14 protein-coding genes are annotated in these 16,975 nt (G+C 38.9%); 1 reads left to right on the top strand and 13 read right to left on the bottom strand.

Going from position 1 to position 16,975, the window contains the following annotated elements:
• Positions 1-48: 48 nt before the first annotated feature.
• The 8 genes from polA to KI363_RS15650 form a co-directional block, all read right to left on the bottom strand.
• A complete protein-coding gene (gene polA / locus KI363_RS15685; protein ID WP_212966942.1) occupies positions 49-2,679 on the bottom strand; it encodes a DNA polymerase I in 2,631 nt (876 codons plus the stop codon).
• A gap of 175 nt (positions 2,680-2,854) precedes the next feature.
• Positions 2,855-3,787: a protease modulator HflC gene (gene hflC / locus KI363_RS15680; RefSeq protein WP_158324142.1), complete on the bottom strand. Its 933-nt coding sequence runs from the start codon at positions 3,785-3,787 to the stop codon at positions 2,855-2,857.
• Entirely contained in the window at positions 3,784-4,791 is a 1,008-nt protein-coding gene (gene hflK / locus KI363_RS15675; protein ID WP_158324141.1) for an FtsH protease activity modulator HflK, read from the bottom strand. The genes hflC and hflK overlap by 4 nt, the downstream gene beginning before the upstream one ends.
• 144 nt (positions 4,792-4,935) lie before the next feature.
• On the bottom strand, positions 4,936-5,388 hold the full coding sequence (locus KI363_RS15670; RefSeq protein ID WP_158324140.1) for a MaoC/PaaZ C-terminal domain-containing protein: 453 nt from the start codon (positions 5,386-5,388) through the stop codon (positions 4,936-4,938).
• 128 nt (positions 5,389-5,516) lie between these two features.
• The gene (mdh, locus tag KI363_RS15665) at positions 5,517-6,455 is read right to left on the bottom strand and encodes a malate dehydrogenase (RefSeq protein WP_212966941.1); all 939 of its coding nucleotides are present in this window, start codon (positions 6,453-6,455) and stop codon (positions 5,517-5,519) included.
• A gap of 115 nt (positions 6,456-6,570) precedes the next feature.
• Positions 6,571-7,848: an NADP-dependent isocitrate dehydrogenase gene (gene icd / locus KI363_RS15660; protein ID WP_306345183.1), complete on the bottom strand. Its 1,278-nt coding sequence runs from the start codon at positions 7,846-7,848 to the stop codon at positions 6,571-6,573.
• Between the two features lie 51 nt (positions 7,849-7,899).
• Positions 7,900-9,015: a citrate synthase gene (citZ, locus tag KI363_RS15655; protein ID WP_212966940.1), complete on the bottom strand. Its 1,116-nt coding sequence runs from the start codon at positions 9,013-9,015 to the stop codon at positions 7,900-7,902.
• 258 nt (positions 9,016-9,273) lie between these two features.
• Positions 9,274-9,735 (bottom strand): DUF441 domain-containing protein, encoded by a 462-nt coding sequence (locus KI363_RS15650; protein WP_158324136.1) that lies wholly within the window; start codon positions 9,733-9,735, stop codon positions 9,274-9,276.
• 105 nt (positions 9,736-9,840) lie between these two features.
• On the opposite strand from KI363_RS15650, the gene ytvI reads away from it, so the two are divergent.
• A complete protein-coding gene (gene ytvI, locus KI363_RS15645) occupies positions 9,841-10,968 on the top strand; it encodes a sporulation integral membrane protein YtvI (protein ID WP_158324135.1) in 1,128 nt (375 codons plus the stop codon).
• A 39-nt stretch (positions 10,969-11,007) separates the two neighbouring features.
• On the opposite strand, the gene KI363_RS15640 is transcribed toward ytvI, so the two are convergent.
• The 5 genes from KI363_RS15640 to accD form a co-directional block, all read right to left on the bottom strand.
• Positions 11,008-11,394, bottom strand: coding sequence for an FxsA family protein (locus tag KI363_RS15640; protein WP_158324134.1), 387 nt, complete (start codon positions 11,392-11,394; stop codon positions 11,008-11,010).
• 134 nt (positions 11,395-11,528) lie between these two features.
• Entirely contained in the window at positions 11,529-13,289 is a 1,761-nt protein-coding gene (gene pyk, locus KI363_RS15635) for a pyruvate kinase (RefSeq protein WP_158324133.1), read from the bottom strand.
• 27 nt (positions 13,290-13,316) lie between these two features.
• Positions 13,317-14,276: a 6-phosphofructokinase gene (gene pfkA / locus KI363_RS15630; protein WP_158324235.1), complete on the bottom strand. Its 960-nt coding sequence runs from the start codon at positions 14,274-14,276 to the stop codon at positions 13,317-13,319.
• A gap of 820 nt (positions 14,277-15,096) precedes the next feature.
• Positions 15,097-16,086 (bottom strand): acetyl-CoA carboxylase carboxyl transferase subunit alpha, encoded by a 990-nt coding sequence (gene accA / locus KI363_RS15625; protein ID WP_158324236.1) that lies wholly within the window; start codon positions 16,084-16,086, stop codon positions 15,097-15,099.
• On the bottom strand, positions 16,080-16,949 hold the full coding sequence (gene accD, locus KI363_RS15620; protein WP_212966939.1) for an acetyl-CoA carboxylase, carboxyltransferase subunit beta: 870 nt from the start codon (positions 16,947-16,949) through the stop codon (positions 16,080-16,082). Before accD ends, accA begins: the two co-directional genes overlap by 7 nt.
• Positions 16,950-16,975: the final 26 nt, after the last annotated feature.

The following is a 16,975-nucleotide window of genomic DNA, read 5'->3' as shown; positions in this document are numbered from 1 at the left end:
AGAACATTTGCTTGTCGCCCCTAGGCAAACGCCTTTCGCTTTTCTTTTTTATTTCGCATCAAACCATGTCGGACCATAGGCATATTCCACTTTTAATGGGACAGATAGGGTTAATGCCTGTTCCATCACTTCTGGGACAATTTCTTTTAACTTATTAATTTCGTCTTTTGGCGCTTCAAAGATTAATTCATCATGTACTTGTAGTAACAATCTTGTTTGTAATTGTTCTTTTTTTAATCGGGCTGCCATTTCGATCATCGCTTTTTTAATAATATCAGCGGCACTTCCCTGAATCGGGGTGTTCATCGCTGTTCTTTCGCCAAAGCTTCTAATATTATAGTTACGGCTTGTAATTTCCGGAATATAGCGTCTCCGGTGAAGAAGTGTAGAAACAAAGCCCTTTTCTCGTGCCTCTTGCACAATATCTTCCATATAATGTTTAACCCCAGAAAAACTTTCTAAATAACGATCAATAAATTTTCCTGCCTCTTTCCTCGTTATCCCAAGGTTTTGTGACAAACCGTAATCACTAATTCCATAGACAATGCCAAAATTGACAGCTTTTGCCTGTCTTCTCATATTACCATCCACTTCATCAGCTGCCACATGGAAAACATCCATCGCTGTCTTTGTATGAATATCCATATCATGTTGGAAGGCCTCTAGAAGACCTTTGTCTTGAGCAATCTCTGCTAGCACTCGTAATTCAATTTGAGAATAATCGGCGGCAAAAATCACCCAGTCCTTCTCAGATGGAATAAAAGCTTGCCTGATCTTCCTACCTTCCTCAAGCCGAATCGGAATATTTTGCAGATTCGGATCTGTTGAACTTAACCTCCCCGTAGAAGTAAGAGCTTGGTTAAATCTTGTATGCACCTTATGCGTGTCTTTATGAATAACCTTTAATAACCCTTCGATATAAGTAGACTGTAATTTTCCAAGTTGGCGATAATGCAGAATCTCGGGAATAATTTCATGCGATTGCGCTAGCTTTTCCAATACATCTGCTGAAGTGGAATAACCGGTTTTGGTTTTCTTTAAGACAGGAAGACCTAATTTCTCAAACAAAACGACTCCTAATTGCTTTGGTGAATTAATATTAAATTCTTGCCCAGCAAGTGTATAAATGCGTGCTTCTATTTCCTTTAACCGTTCCGCTAACTCTAATTGCATTTCTTGTATCCGCGCTGTATCAACCTTTACTCCTGCATATTCCATTTCCGCTAAAATAATGGAAAGGGGTAACTCTAAATTATAGAAAAGATCTGTTTGTTGGTTTTCCTCAAGCTCCTTTAAACATTCTGTATATAAGGCATCGATCGCAACAGCTTTACGAGCGAGATGCTCCGCGAGTGCCGGTTCATCCGGAACTTTTCTCTTTGCACCTTTTCCATACACAGCCTCATCTGTTTGAACATCTGTGTAATGATGGCGTCTTGCTACACCAGCAAAATCATCGGATGATTCGGAAGGATTTAATAAATACGAGACAAGCATTAAGTCAAAGTCAATGCCTTTTAAATCAATGCCATGCCACTTTAATGAAACAATCGAACGTTTCCCGTCATATACTCTTTTTTTCTTAGATTCATCACTAGCCCATTTCTTAAAAGCTTCTGATTGTAAAGCCAATTCAGTAGGGATAAAATAATTCCCATTTTGTTGGGCAAGACCAAAACCAATGATTTTTCCAGTATGGTAATTTTCATCCAATATTTCGACATAAAGTGAGCTTTCATCAGCAAAAAGATCCTCTGTAATAGAATGAACAATTTCAAAGGGAATTTCTTTTACTTCCTCTTCTTCGATCTCCTCTGCACCTTCTACCTTATCAAGTAATGAGTGAAAACCTAACTCTTTAAATAGAGTGACTAATTTTTCTGGCTCATATCCCTCATAGAGTAACTCATCAATAGAAACCTCCACGGGGGCTTCCTTCATAATGGTCGCTAGTTCCTTGCTCATGATCGCTTGATCCTTATGTTCTGTTAGTCTTTCTTTTAATTTTTTTCCACTCACTTGATCAATATGTTCAAGAAGGTTTTCCATTGTATGGAATTCCTTTAAAAGTTTAATGGCTGTTTTCTCTCCTACACCTGGTACTCCAGGAATATTGTCAGACTGATCTCCCATTAAACCTTTCATGTCGACAATTTGCTCTGGCTGAAGTCCATATTTTTTACTTATGTGTTCAGGTGTATATGCCTCAATATCAGTGATGCCTTTTCTAGTGATGGCAACAGTCGTCTTGTCGGTACTTAGCTGTGTGAGATCCTTATCACCTGAAACAACAAGTACTTCAAAATCCTCTTTTTCAGCCTTTGTTGCTAAAGTCCCAATAATATCATCTGCTTCATAGTTTTCTAATTCATATCGCTTAATCCCGTAAGCATCAAGCAAATCACGCAAGAAAGGAAATTGTTCCGATAATTCTGGGGGAGTTTTTTGCCTTCCTCCTTTATACTCGGTAAAGGTTGAGTGCCGGAACGTCGTTTTGCCAGCATCAAAAGCTACCAGTATATGGGTGGGTTTTTGTTCCGCCAATACCTTCATTAACATAGTGGTAAATCCGTATATCGCATTGGTATGAACACCTTTGTCATTGTTTAACAGCGGCAAAGCAAAAAAAGCTCTGTAAGCAATACTGTTTCCATCGATTAACATTAATTTTTTCTTCACTAGGTAACCTCCTGTTGGAGCAGGTTCGTCCAATTTTACTTCTATTCTACATGAAGCCGGGAAAAAAAGAAAAAGAAGTGCTAGTACGAAATCCTTCCAATTCTATATTAACAGCAGAAACCTCGTATAATTGATTCATACGAGGTTTCTCCCTGCAAGATACAGGCTTCAATTATTATTCTGTATAACCCATAAGCAAACGAGCATATGGTGAATCAGATGGCAGGATAATGACGGTATCTTCACCAATGGTTTTCTTATAGGATTCTAAAGTACGATAGAGATTATAGAACTCAGGGTCTTTTGAGAAAGATTTATTATATATTTTCGCTGCCTCTCCCTCTCCTTCAGCCCGAATGAGTTCAGCATCAGCTTCAGCTTTTGAGAGCATCTCCCTTACTTTCTGATCGGTTTTTGCCATGATTTCATTTTTCTTGGCATCCCCTTTAGATAAATACTCCTGCGCTGTTGATTCTCGTTCTGACACCATTCGTGTATAAACAGAGTTTTCATTTTCTTCAGGAAGGTCTGTTCGTTTTGTTCGAACATCGACAACTGTTACCCCATATTCATCCCTGCCCAATAGATCATTAACCCGTTCTGTGATCCGGTCATTTAAACTTCCACGAGAAGATTTCTCATCGTTAATAATCTCATCATAATCTAATTGGCCTAGTTCAGAGCGGACTACGGAGTAAATAAACTCTTCCATCCGAGATTCCGCATTTTCAACGGTACGTGCATTCGAAATCATCTTCTGTGGGTCATCAATTTTCCATACCGCATAGTTATCAATAATAATTCGTTTTTTATCTTTCGTATTAATTTCTGCTTGGGACACATCATAGGTCATTTGATATTTCGGTAAAGTGGTTACGGTTTGTAAAAATGGGACTTTAAAAGCTAGTCCCGGTTCTGTTTCAACGCGAACGACTTCTTGGAATTGCCTGATCACCTTATATTCGCCTTCACGGACAATAAAAACACTTGTAAATAATAAAATGAGGAGGATAATCAATCCAACGAAGAGCATTCCTATTTTTGTGAACTTGCGCCATTCTTTCTCAACAGAGCGTCGTTCATCCATATCGATGACATTTTTACTCATTGTGAAGATTCCCCTCCTTTTTCTTTATCGTTTGACTGATCCGTTTGTTTTTGTTCTTCAGCATTTTCATTCTCTTTAAGTGGTTTTTCATTTTCTTTTTCCATCGACCTTAATGGTAAATATTTTAATGTATTGCCATCATCATTCATGATGTAGATGTCAGCTCCAGGAAGAACTTGTTCAAGGGTTTCGATTGTTAACCGCTCACGCGTAATATCAGGATTCGATTTATACTGTTCGTATAAGGAATTAAAAACAGCAACACTTCCTCGAGCAGATTCTATTCTAGCCGCCTTCTCCCCTTCTGCTTTTGAAATAATGGCTGATTTTTCTCCTTCTGCCTCGTTCATCCGTTTGTTTTCGTACTTATTCGCTTCATTAATTTTCGTGTTCATCGTTTCTCGAGCATCTGTTACAGCTGTAAACGCACTACGAACCTCTTCATTCGGCAATTCAACATCTTTTAAGTTGACGGCTAAAATCGAAATACCAATATCATATTTATCTAGCAAATCCGTAAGTAAATCGCGGACATCCCCTTCAATTTCCGCCTTACCTGTCGTTAACGCATCGTCAATTCTTGAGCTTCCGATAATACTTCGCAAAGATGCTGATGTTGCATCATAGAGGATTTCCTCAGGATTCGCTGCATGAAATAAATATTTCTCTGGCTCGGTAATTTTCCATTGTACAACTAGATCAGCGAAGACAATATTTTCATCCCCTGTAATCATCTTTGTTTCGTTCTTGTTCCCATCAACATCTTTAAAGCCAAAGTCCAACTTTTTCGTTTCCCGTGCTAATTTTTCTACATTTTGTATTGGCCACGGAAGTTTAAAGTGTAAACCCGGATCTGTAATGGTCTGATCTGCCTTTCCAAAAGTAATGATAACGGCTTGATCAGATTCGTCCACTGTGTACCAGGATGTTAAAGCAACAAGAGCTAATATTGCAACAGCAAGAACCATCCCTATTAAAGTAAAGCCCCTCTTTAAACTCATCATACCCTTTCCCTTCTCTTAAACTTCTATTCTCTATACGGTTTGAATAAGCAAATGGTTTCAAAAAATGAGCGTTCTTTCCACAAAAATACTTTGCTGCCCATTCAAAAGGACCTAGATCGTTTCCAGGTCCTTAACATATGTAAGCTATTCATCTTGAAGCACACTAGGTGGTTGAACATGTAGACTTCCTTTTATTACTGGTTGCTCTTTTTCATTCGTGGCCCTTACCTGTACCGTAAGCATATGCTTATCTTTGTTCACTTCAACTATTTCAAATAAAAATTCGATGGTCTCATAATGATAGACAGGTTCTAGGAATTGAATATTCTGACTTAGAATATGAGAACCCGGACCAGGCAAATATTTAGATATAGCGGAAGTGATCATGCCCGTTAGCATAATCGTGGGTACTATCGGCTTTTTAAATTCCGTTTGAGAAGCGTAATCATGTTGAATAAAGAGTGGATTTGCGTCATTTGTCAAGCCTAGATACAATAATAAATCCTTATCTTCCATCTTTTCCGTTAAAACAAGCTTCTCTCCAATCGTTATCTCTTCAAGTCTCCTGCCGAGCTTTCGATTTTTCCCTAGAAACACATGCACACCTCCAATGGGTTTTAAAAAAATATTCAGCAACCTGCTCTTTTATGTAAAAGAAAGCCGTCCCTTTCATGCTGCGGCATGGTCAATTGGACAGCTTTGGTTCTCACATTAACCGGCTTCAATCATTGCAATACTTTCATAACCTCTCGAACAGAGTCTGCTGATTTTTCTAAGGCCGCTTTTTCATCTTCCTTTAGGTCTAGTTCAATGATCTTCTCGATTCCATCCTTACCAAGAATTGTCGGAACACCTAGATAAATACCATCGAAACCATATTCACCTTCCAGATAGGCAATAGTTGGAAGTATACGGCGTTGATCTTTCACAATCGCTTCTACCATTTCAACTAGAGAAGCTGCTGGAGCATAGTAAGCACTGCCATTTCCGAGGAGATTAACAATTTCCCCGCCACCTTTTCGAGTGCGTTCTACAATAGCATCAAGACGATCTTTCGGAATTAATGTTTCAAGCGGGATCCCACCAGCATAAGAATAGCGTACAAGCGGTACCATATCATCCCCATGACCACCAAGAACAAATCCTATAATGTCCTTAACAGATACATTTAATTCTTGGGCAATGAATGTACGGAAACGCGCTGTATCTAATACACCTGATTGGCCAATGACGCGATTTTTTGGGAATCCAGATTCTTGGAAAACGGTATAAGTCATCGCATCTACAGGATTGGTTAAAACGATAATATGACAATTAGGAGAATATTTAACGATTTCACTTGTGACACTTTTCATTACCGTTTGGTTTGTTTGTACAAGATCATCTCGACTCATACCCGGTTTACGGGCAACTCCAGCCGTAATAACCACGACATCAGAATCTTTCGTATCCTCATAATTAGACGTTCCTACAATATTAGCATCAAAGCCTTGGACGGGGCTAGCTTCTAACATATCTAACGCCTTTCCCTTTGTCGGATTTTCCATTTGCGGGATATCAACGAGCACAACATCCCCAAGCTCCTTCTGTGCTAATAAAAAGGCTGTTGTTGCTCCTGTGAAACCGCCGCCAATAACAGATATCTTCTTACGCCTCATTGTCATATCAAAAATTCCCTTCTTTCATAGATTTATTTATATTTCATCCACAGCTAGAAAAGAATACTTGAAAGCGAGCGCCACGCTAGATGCGGGTCGCTCGCTAAAATTACCAACTCTCTTACATATTTTCAATAAGAGCTGTAGCAAATTCCGAAGTCTTTACTTCTGTTGCCCCTTCCATTAGACGAGCAAAGTCATAAGTAACAACTTTCGATTCAATTGTTTTCTCTACTGATTTGGTAATCATCTCAGCAGCTTCGTTCCATCCTAAATGCTCAAGCATTAATACACCAGAAAGCAACACTGATGATGGGTTTACTTTATCCAATCCTGCATACTTAGGTGCTGTACCATGTGTAGCTTCAAAAATAGCATGTCCAGTTTCATAGTTAATGTTTGCACCAGGAGCAATTCCAATTCCACCTACTTGAGCAGCAAGCGCATCAGAAATATAATCTCCGTTAAGGTTCATCGTTGCAACAACATCAAATTCTTTTGGACGAGTGAGAATTTGTTGTAGGAAAATATCCGCAATCGCATCTTTGATAATAATTTTACCCGCAGCTTCTGCATCAGCTTGCGCTTTGTTCGCTGCATCAGTACCTTGTTCTTCCTTAATCTTGTCATATTGATTCCAAGTAAACACTTGATCTCCGAATTCTCTTTCCGCTAGCTCGTAGCCCCAGTTTTTGAAGGCACCTTCCGTAAATTTCATGATGTTTCCTTTATGCACAAGAGTCACAGATTTACGTCCTTCTTTTAGTGCATAATTAATCGCAGAACGTACTAAGCGCTCTGTTCCTTCTGTTGAAATTGGTTTAATCCCAATTCCTGATGTTTCTGGAAAGCGAATTTTATTAACGCCCATTTCATTTTGCAGGAAATCGATTAGTTTCTTGACTTCATCTGTTCCCTCTTTATACTCAATCCCCGCATAAATATCCTCTGTATTTTCACGAAAAATGACCATATCACAATCTTCTGGACGCTTGACAGGGGAAGGTACACCTTCGAAATAACGTACAGGACGAAGACAAACAAACAAATCAAGTTCTTGACGAAGAGCTACGTTCAATGAACGGAAACCTCCACCAATTGGAGTTGTTAATGGTCCTTTAATTGCAATTAAATATTCACGGATTGTTTCAAGTGTTTCTTCAGGAAGCCATTCGCCGAATTTATTGAATGCTTTTTCCCCTGCGTAAACTTCTTTCCATTCAATCTTTCTTTTTCCAGCATAAGCTTTTTCAACAGCTGCATCTAAAACTCTTTGTGCTGCTGCCCAAATGTCTGGACCAGTTCCATCCCCCTCAATAAAAGGAATAACCGGATGATCTGGTGTATGTAGAACACCGTTTTCAACTGTAATTTTCTCTGCCATGTAAGTTCCCTCCATTATTTTCTCCAGTTTTTATTCTAACAGATATTAAGATATTTCTCTATATTCTTAACGATCTTCAAGTGGTTTGAATGCACGCATCCCTGGTCCTGTATATTCTGCACGCGGACGGATCAATCTGTTATTTTCATATTGTTCAAGAATATGGGCAATCCATCCCGAAACGCGCGATACGGCAAAAATAGGTGTAAATAAATCATGGTCGATTTTCAGGCTATGGTAAACAGATGCAGAATAAAAATCGACATTAGGTGGTAAAGGTTTCTTAGATGTTAGTACTTCACGTACTTTCTCAGAAATTTCATACCACTGTGTTTCACCCGTAATTTCAGTTAGCTTTCGAGACATTTCACGTAAATGCTTTGCGCGTGGGTCACCTTTTCGGTATACACGATGACCGAAGCCCATAATTTTTTCTTTATTGGCAAGCTTGTTCAAAATATATTCTTCTGCTTTATCCACAGACCCAATTTCTGTAAGCATTTTCATAACCTGTTCGTTTGCACCACCATGTAGCGGCCCCTTTAGAGCGCCGATTGCTGCTGTCACACCAGAATACATATCTGACAATGTTGCAACACAAACACGAGCAGTGAATGTAGAGGCATTTAACTCATGATCTGCATGGAGAATTAAAGCCTTATCCATTGCCTCAACTTCTACAGCACTTGGTTCTTTACCATTCAACATATAAAGGAAGTTTTTTGCAAGACTATAATCCTTGTTAGGAGCAACTGGCTCTTCTCCATTACGAATTCGCGCAAATGCTGCCACAAGCGTAGGCATTTTTGCTTGTAGGCGGATTGCCTTACGAAAGTTCGCTTCTTTCTCCATGACATCTGCCTCTTCATCAAATAATCCTAAAGTAGAAACAGCTGTACGAAGTGCCGCCATTGGGTGCACTTTTTCAATTGGGTATGTTTTAAAACTATCAATGATTTCTTGCGGAATTTCCATATTGTCAGCTAATTGTTGTTTCAACTCTTCTAATTGCTGTTTATTTGGCAATTCCAAATGCCATAAAAGATAAATGATCTCTTCGAAGCTGGCATTTTTTGTCAGATCATCAATATTGTAACCAACATATGTAAGAGTGTCATCGATGATTGAACTTATGGAAGATGTAGTTGCTACAATGCCTTCCAATCCACGTGTTGCTGTCATAAAAGTAACATCTCCTTTATTTTTAAACTGATCTTCATCATAAAAAAACAATGAAAGCCCGACGGAATTTAACAAGTTCCGCAAAATTTGTCAACGCTTCAATCCCCTATTCAATTATAGACTAAAATTCTTTCTTGTCCATTATAGAGAATATAGATTTTCCATCCATTGTTATTATAACTAAAAATTCCTATTTTGGGAATGGAAACGCTTAGAGGGTATATTTTAAACCAGATTTCCTTGAGTATTCACATATGTTTATTTTATAAAGTCAAAAATCTTCATCGCCATATAGGCAATCCCTGCGCCTATCAATGGTCCTACGGCTACCCCCTTAAAAACAGCCACAGCCAAAATTGTCCCAATTACGAGGGCTGTCGTAATATGGGGATCTGTTGATAAAAGCTGAATTCCATATTTGGCAATCAATGCGACAGCCATGCCGGCAGCAAGCGCAATCCAAGCATACGGAGATTTTATAGCCTCTCCCAATTCCTTAAAACCGATTTGACCACTGGCGATCGGTGCCAGAACCGCAATGGTAATGATCGTGACACCCCAATTAATTCCCTTTGTTTGTAAAACAGCAAAAATCTTTTCATCTGCCCCAATTAGCCTTAAAATAATGAGTACAGCTGCGGCAAGAATAAGTGAATTATTCTTAGCTATAAATCCTATAGCCAACAGCATGATCATAAATAGTAATGGATGACTTAACATATGTACCTTCCTTTGTTGTTTATATTTAATGCTTCATTCTGTTCGATCATGTTATGATAGTTGAAAGAATATGTTCGTTAGCAAAATTAAAATATGAGGTGTCCAATGAAACGCGAAAATGTTTTCAAGCTCATTCGTTTTTTTATCGTCATTTTCATTGTCGTTTTATCCTTTTTTGTTCTTTACTTTACAGCTAAATTAACATACCCGTTTATTATTGCCATTATCATCGCTATGATTATTAGTCCGGCCGTCCATTTCCTTGAAAAAAAATGGAAATTCCCTCGCGCCCTTGCCGTTGTCACTTCATCGCTTTTATTAATTTCTATTTTTGCGGGGTTAATTACGCTACTCATTGCCGAGATTGTCGATGGTGCTAATTATTTATCCACAGTAGTACCGGAACATACACGAACGCTTATTGAATATATTCAAAACTTGTTTGCTAGTCAAATTATTCCCTTTTACGAAAGACTAGCAAGTACGTTCAATAATCTAGATAGTAACCAGCAAGGGACCATCATGGAAAGCATTAGTAAAACAGGGAGCAAAATAACGGAAACTGCTACAAATTTTTTACAAAGTTTCTTTTTAAAATTACCTTCTTTGGTTTCTTGGATCCCGAATGCCGCCACAGTCTTGGTTTTTTCTGTATTAGCTACATTCTTCATTAGTAAAGATCAAGAAAAACTAATAGATTTGATGAAAAAAATAATTCCCGAAAAGGTCAAATTTAGTGGCAATAAAGTCTTCGTTGATTTAAAGAAAGCATTGTTTGGATTTGTAAAAGCCCAATTTACCCTTATTTCTATTACATTGGTCATAGTATTGGTAGGATTGCTCATCTTACGTGTTAAATATGCCATCACGATTGCTTTAATAGCAGGAATTTTTGATATTTTGCCCTATCTCGGCACCGGAACCGTCTTTGTTCCTTGGATTATCTATGAAATCATCATAGGTAATTATGGATTAGCCTTAGGCCTTGGGATCCTGTATACCGTTGTCGTTGTACAGAGACAACTAATGGAACCCAAAATATTATCATCCAGTATTGGAATGAATCCTCTAGCCACTTTAGTCGCCTTATTCGTTGGCTTTAAATTAATTGGATTCCTAGGGTTAATTCTCGGTCCAGTTATGTTAGTTCTCATAACAACCCTACATAGAGCCAATGTATTTAAAGACATTTGGGCTTATATTCAACATGGCTCTGCCGACATAAAGAAATAATCATGAAAAAGAGCCTTTTTCTATTATTAGGCTCTTTTCTTAACGATAAATATATAATTGTCTACGACTCACCCATCTTTTTACTAATTTAAGCAAATAGGGTTTTATAAATTTCCGTGTGAATGGGACTAAAAGGATTAATCCGGTAACATCGGTAATGAAGCCAGGACTTATTAACAAAATCCCACCGATCAAAATACAAACTCCATCTAATATAGCCACTCCAGGAGGTTGTCCATTTTGAATTTGACCTTGTAATTGATATAGAACATTTAGGCCTTGTTTTCTAGTTAAATAAGCCCCCACCATTCCCGTGACAATAATTAAAAGCACCGTTGGAATAATTCCCATTAGTTTTCCAGCTAACATGAAAACACCAATTTCTAGTGCTGTCAGTATAATAAACAAAAGTATCCATAACCTCATTTTGTCCACATCCCGAAGATTTCTTGTCTATATCGTAACATATCTTCGGCTTTATTAACTAGAATGGAGCATGCTTTTGTTTTATGGTTGAATATAAAAAGCCGGAAAAAACTCCGGCTTTTTAAACTTACTTATTAAAGAACACTAGCATGGCCATTGTAAATAACGCCTCTTGTTGCATCTACCGTTATTTCTTGACCATCTTTTAGTAACTTTGTTGCGTTCTCTACCCCTACAATTACCGGAATTCCCAAGTTTAGCCCAACAACTGCAGCATGACTTGTTAAGCCACCTTCCTCAGTGATCAATGCAGAACATTGTTCTAGTGCAGGGACCATATCTCGATCAGTACCAATCGAAACCATTACATTTCCTTGCTCTACTTTTTCTCTAGCTTCGTCTGCATTTCTTGCCACAAATGCTTTACCAAAAGCCGTTTTTCTTCCGATTCCTTGGCCTTTAGCAAGTACATCGCCTAACACATGGAGCTTCATCAAATTGGTTGCGCCTGCTTCTCCTACCGGAACTCCACCCGTAATAAGGATTAAGTCACCGTGTTTCACTAAACCAGAATTTAAGCTTTCTGTCACAGCATCTTCTAACATTTCATCCGTAGTCGTCACTTTTTGTCCCATTTGCGGATATACTCCCCATTGAAGCATCAATCTACGAACAATCGTTTCCTCATGTGTAATCGCAATGATTGGAACCTTTGGACGATATTTCGAAATCATGCGAGCCGTATGGCCACTTTCTGTAGGTGTCACAATCGCACTTACGTCTAAGTTAATGGCTGTATGTGCCACCGACTGGCAAATGGCATCTGTCATATTCACTTCACTATTTTTGCTCAAATAGTTTAGAATTTCTTTGTGATTCAGTGCTTTTTCTGTTGATTCCGCAATATTGCTCATTGTTTGCACAGCTTCCACTGGATAGGAACCAGCTGCCGTTTCTCCTGATAACATGACCGCATCCGATCCATCTAGAATGGCATTTGCTACGTCACTAGCTTCTGCTCTAGTTGGTCTTGGATTACGTTGCATAGAATCAAGCATTTGCGTCGCGGTAATAACCGGTTTACCTGCTTCATTACATTTACGGATCAACATTTTTTGAACCAACGGAACAGCCTCAGTAGGAATTTCCACACCTAAATCCCCACGTGCGACCATCAAACCGTCAGAGACAGCAAGAATTTCATCAATATTATCCACACCCTCTTGATTTTCAATCTTAGGGATAATGTGGATATATTCTCCACCATTCTCTTCTAACAATTGACGAATCTCTATCACATCGGAGGCTCTTCTTACGAAAGAAGCTGCGATAAAATCAATTCCTTGTTCAATACCGAACAATATATCTCTTGCATCTTTCTCTGTAATCCCTGGTAAATTCACAGAGACACCAGGTACGTTTACACCTTTTTTATTTTTAAGTGTTCCGCTATTCATAACCTTCGTAATAATTTCATCATTTTCTTTTTGAATCTCTATTACTTCTAGGCCAATTAAGCCATCATCTAACAAAATAGTAGAGCCAATATGAACATCATTGATCAGTCCAGGATAAGATAATGAAAATTTCTCCTCTGTTCCTAGGACTTCTTTCATTGAAACAACAACCGTTGAACCTTGAGTTAATTCAATAGCTCCATCTTTCATATTATGGGTACGAATTTCAGGTCCCTTTGTATCCAATAAAATTCCTACATTTTTCCCGGCTTTCTTAGCTGATTCTCTTATATTAACAATTCGATTCAAATGTTCATCATGATCCCCATGGGAAAAGTTTAGACGCGCAACATTCATCCCAGCTTGGATTAAATCATATAATGTATCCGAATTTTCACTTGCGGGTCCAATGGTACAAACTATTTTTGTCTTTTTCATCTTTCTTCCTCCTAGAATATTCCCTACTTAAATCGATAATTCCTTGGATAGCTGATAAATATCCTCATGGAATACATGCGGCTCGTCCAAAATGCTTAAAATATCATTATCAATAATTCTATTCTGTTCGATCCCTAATGCTCTTCCACCTTTGCCTTCCATCAATAATTCAACGGCTTTTGCTCCAAGTCGACTCGCCAATACGCGATCATAACCTGTTGGTGTTCCACCACGTTGAATATGCCCTAAAACTGAAACACGAGTTTCAATGTCGATCGCCTTTTTTAATTTCTCCGCAAATTCTGTTCCACTCATGACTCCTTCAGCAACAACAATAATGGAATGCTTTTTCCCACGTTCTTGTCCTTTATGAAGTCGATCACAAATGTCTTTCATATCAAAACCTTCTTCAGGAATGATAATAGTTTCGGCTCCACCAGCCAATCCAGAGTATAAAGCAATATCACCCGCTCCACGCCCCATTACTTCAATAATAAATGTTCGCTCATGGGATGAAGCTGTATCACGAATATTGTCGATGGCGCTTAAAACGGTATTTAAAGCCGTATCAAAGCCGATCGTATGACTCGTACCAGGAATATCATTATCAATCGTTGCTGGCACACCTACACATGGAAACCCATGCTCTGTTAAAGCCTTTGCTCCTCTGTAAGAGCCATCTCCACCAATGACAACAAGTCCATCAAGTTCAAATTTCTTTAATTGTTCGACACCTTTTAGTTGGCCTTCTCTTGTTTTAAATTCTTCACAGCGTGCAGATCGGAGAATGGTGCCACCTCGCTGAATAATATCTCCCACAGACCCTAACTCTAATTTTTTTATATTTCCATTCATCAAACCGCTAAAGCCTTGTTGAATCGCGTAGGGCTCTATGCCATGAAAAATAGCCTTTCTTACAACAGCTCTTATCGCCGCATTCATGCCAGGGGCGTCTCCACCACTTGTTAAAACACCAATCTTCTTCATGATCATCACTCCTATTCGTTACAATCGTATGATTATGTAAAACATCCATTCTCCCATAATTTAGTGCTTTTTCATTAAGGCAACTTAGTTGATTTATTTCGCTTAGGAAACTATAAAATTCTAGCTTGTGGATAAGTTGCTTATGCCGCGGTTGACATCCAGCTCCAGCGCCTAGCGACTAGCAAATTTACGCCTTCTTCCTACGATAAGTCAACATCGGCTCCTTCGTCGTCGTGTTTCCTTTATCTCAGGCCAACAGGACGTTGGTCACAAAGGCGTTGCGACGTACAAGGATGTACTAGTGCAGACGAAGCGACAGGACGTCGCGATTGAGTCTGCCGCCAGGACGGCGCGTATTTAGCCTTTGAACCTTATGCTCCAAATTTGTACGTCGCTGAACAGTCGCTTGCGCTTTTGTTCTCGCCTTCCATGCAAAACTAATTTCACAATACTTGAGTCCATGATTAAACCCATCTCGGATTATTTAATCTCCATCTTTTAAAATACCACTTTATTGTCGGATTCTCAAATGTTTCAGCACTATAAATAGGAAAAACTGCCCCATGTATGCCGAGTTTTTCCTTAACATCTATATATAGTATCCGCATTTTTTCCCACATACCATATATAAAATTTCAGCATTCTATTGGAACAGTTTTTTCAGTAAGAATTTATTTGACTTTTCAAGAGGATGTTCAAAATGTCCGGTAAAAATGACACTGCGAATTTCTTCGTTGGCTTGCTTCTCCGCTGCTCATGTATCTAAATGCATACATTCCGCTGCTCGAAGACTGCGCCGCCTCGAACTTCTTGGTCCTTTTTATCCTCCTTTTTGAACAATCATTTTAGGTTCAGTTTCTTCTATAAACTTGCCCATTTGTCTAAATTTATTATAACGCTGGTTTACTCGTTCTTCTGGAGTAAGTGCGGTTAATTCCTTCAATGCTTGGTATAAAATAGGATCAATAAATTGCGCTTGGCGTTCCACATCTCTGTGTGCGCCACCTTTTACTTCCTGAATGACTTCATCAATGATGTTAAAATCAAGTAAATCGGATGCCGTTATTTTCATCGCTTCTGCTGCTTTTTTAGATAGGGAGGCATCCTTCCATAAGATACTAGCTGCTCCTTCTGGAGAAATGACGGAATATACGGAGTTTTCAAGCATAAAGATTCGATTTCCTAGCCCTAATCCTAATGCTCCACCACTGCCGCCTTCTCCCGTTACAAGACAAATAATTGGAACCCTAATTCCAGCCATTTCAAATAAATTACGAGCAATGGCTTCACTTTGCCCTCTTTCTTCAGCTGCTTTACCAGGATAAGCCCCTTTCGTGTCCACAAAACAAATAATCGGGCGCTCAAATTTCTCCGCCTGTTTCATTAGACGTAGGGCCTTACGAAATCCTTCTGGATGGGGCATACCAAAATTCCGATATATATTTTCCTTCGTATCACGGCCACGTTGGTGACCAATGACCGTTACAGGAAGACCTCTGTATTTCGCGATACCACCTACAATGGCTTTATCATCTCCGAAAACTCGATCACCATGCAATTCTATAAAATCAGTAAAAAGGTATTGAATATAGTCCAAAGTGGTCGGGCGATTCGAGTTCCTGGCAATTTGCACGCGGTCCCATGGTCCCAGGTTTTCATAAACATCATTTTCTAACTTTTCTAAACGCCTTTCTAATTTATCAATTTCATCTGTTAGATCTACATCTGACTCTCTCGTAAACGCTCGTAGCTCAGCGATCTTTTTTCGAAGTTCCAAAACCGGCTTATCAAATTCAGTCTCATTTACCATACTTGTTCACCTTCTTGCTGATGAATATCTAAAATCGTTACTAACCTTTCTTTTAAATCGCGGCGATGAATCACTCCATCCAATTGACCGTGATCTAAAAGAAATTCCGCGGTTTGGAAATCATCAGGTAAATCTTCACGGATGGTTTGCTCAATGACTCGGCGACCAGCGAAGCCAATCAAGGCTCCGGGCTCAGCAAAATTAAAGTCTCCTAGCGAAGCAAAGCTGGCCGAAACTCCACCGGTTGTTGGATGCGTCATCACCGATACAATTAATCCGCCTTGCTCACTAAACACCTTCAATGCAGAACTTGTTTTAGCCATTTGCATAAGCGATAAGATTCCTTCTTGCATTCTTGCTCCACCTGAAGCTGTGAAAATTAAAAAAGGCACCTTCATTTCTCCTGCTTTTTCAATGGCTCTTGCAATTTTCTCTCCCACTACAGAGCCCATACTGCCCATACGGAAATGAGAATCCATCACTGCTATCACGACTTGCTGGCTTTCGATAGTACCCGTTCCGGTTAATACAGCTTCGTCTAGATCTGTCTTCTTTTTGTCTTTCTCAACTTTCTCTAAATACCCCGGAAATTCTAATGGGTTTCCGGTTGTAATATTTTCCTTGAATTCCTGAAAGCTTCCTTCATCAAACAAACTTTCAATACGTTCATAGCCTGTCATTCGTAAATGATGATCACAATGTAAACATACTTTTAAATTTTTCCGTAAATCTTTCGTATACATAATTTTTTTACATTCCGGGCATTTTGTCATAATGCCTTCAGGAACGTCTGTTTTTGCAGCTTCTGATGGTACTGCTGCATATTTCCTTTTTTTCGGTTTAGAAAAAAAGTCCTTAAGCAAATGGCTCTCCCCCTATCAGCTTTCAC

This window comes from Lederbergia ruris (genome assembly GCF_018332955.1).
Taxonomy (GTDB): domain Bacteria; phylum Bacillota; class Bacilli; order Bacillales; family Bacillaceae_C; genus Lederbergia; species Lederbergia ruris.
Note: the sequence above shows the minus strand (reverse complement) of the source record. Positions and strands in the feature narration are given on the sequence as shown.

Bases quoted from the DNA above. Each gene is read 5' to 3' on its own strand.
- mdh (WP_212966941.1), bottom strand. From the start codon at position 6,455: ATGACAATGAGGCGTAAGAAGATATCTGTTATTGGCGGCGGTTTCACA.
- pfkA (WP_158324235.1), bottom strand. From the start codon at position 14,276: ATGAAGAAGATTGGTGTTTTAACAAGTGGTGGAGACGCCCCTGGCATG.
- KI363_RS15640 (WP_158324134.1), bottom strand. From the start codon at position 11,394: ATGAGGTTATGGATACTTTTGTTTATTATACTGACAGCACTAGAAATT.
- hflC (WP_158324142.1), bottom strand. From the start codon at position 3,787: ATGAGTAAAAATGTCATCGATATGGATGAACGACGCTCTGTTGAGAAA.
- citZ (WP_212966940.1), bottom strand. From the start codon at position 9,015: ATGACAGCAACACGTGGATTGGAAGGCATTGTAGCAACTACATCTTCC.
- icd (WP_306345183.1), bottom strand. From the start codon at position 7,848: ATGGAGGGAACTTACATGGCAGAGAAAATTACAGTTGAAAACGGTGTT.
- KI363_RS15650 (WP_158324136.1), bottom strand. From the start codon at position 9,735: ATGTTAAGTCATCCATTACTATTTATGATCATGCTGTTGGCTATAGGA.
- ytvI (WP_158324135.1), top strand. From the start codon at position 9,841: ATGAAACGCGAAAATGTTTTCAAGCTCATTCGTTTTTTTATCGTCATT.
- hflK (WP_158324141.1), bottom strand. From the start codon at position 4,791: ATGATGAGTTTAAAGAGGGGCTTTACTTTAATAGGGATGGTTCTTGCT.
- accA (WP_158324236.1), bottom strand. From the start codon at position 16,086: ATGGTAAATGAGACTGAATTTGATAAGCCGGTTTTGGAACTTCGAAAA.
- pyk (WP_158324133.1), bottom strand. From the start codon at position 13,289: ATGAAAAAGACAAAAATAGTTTGTACCATTGGACCCGCAAGTGAAAAT.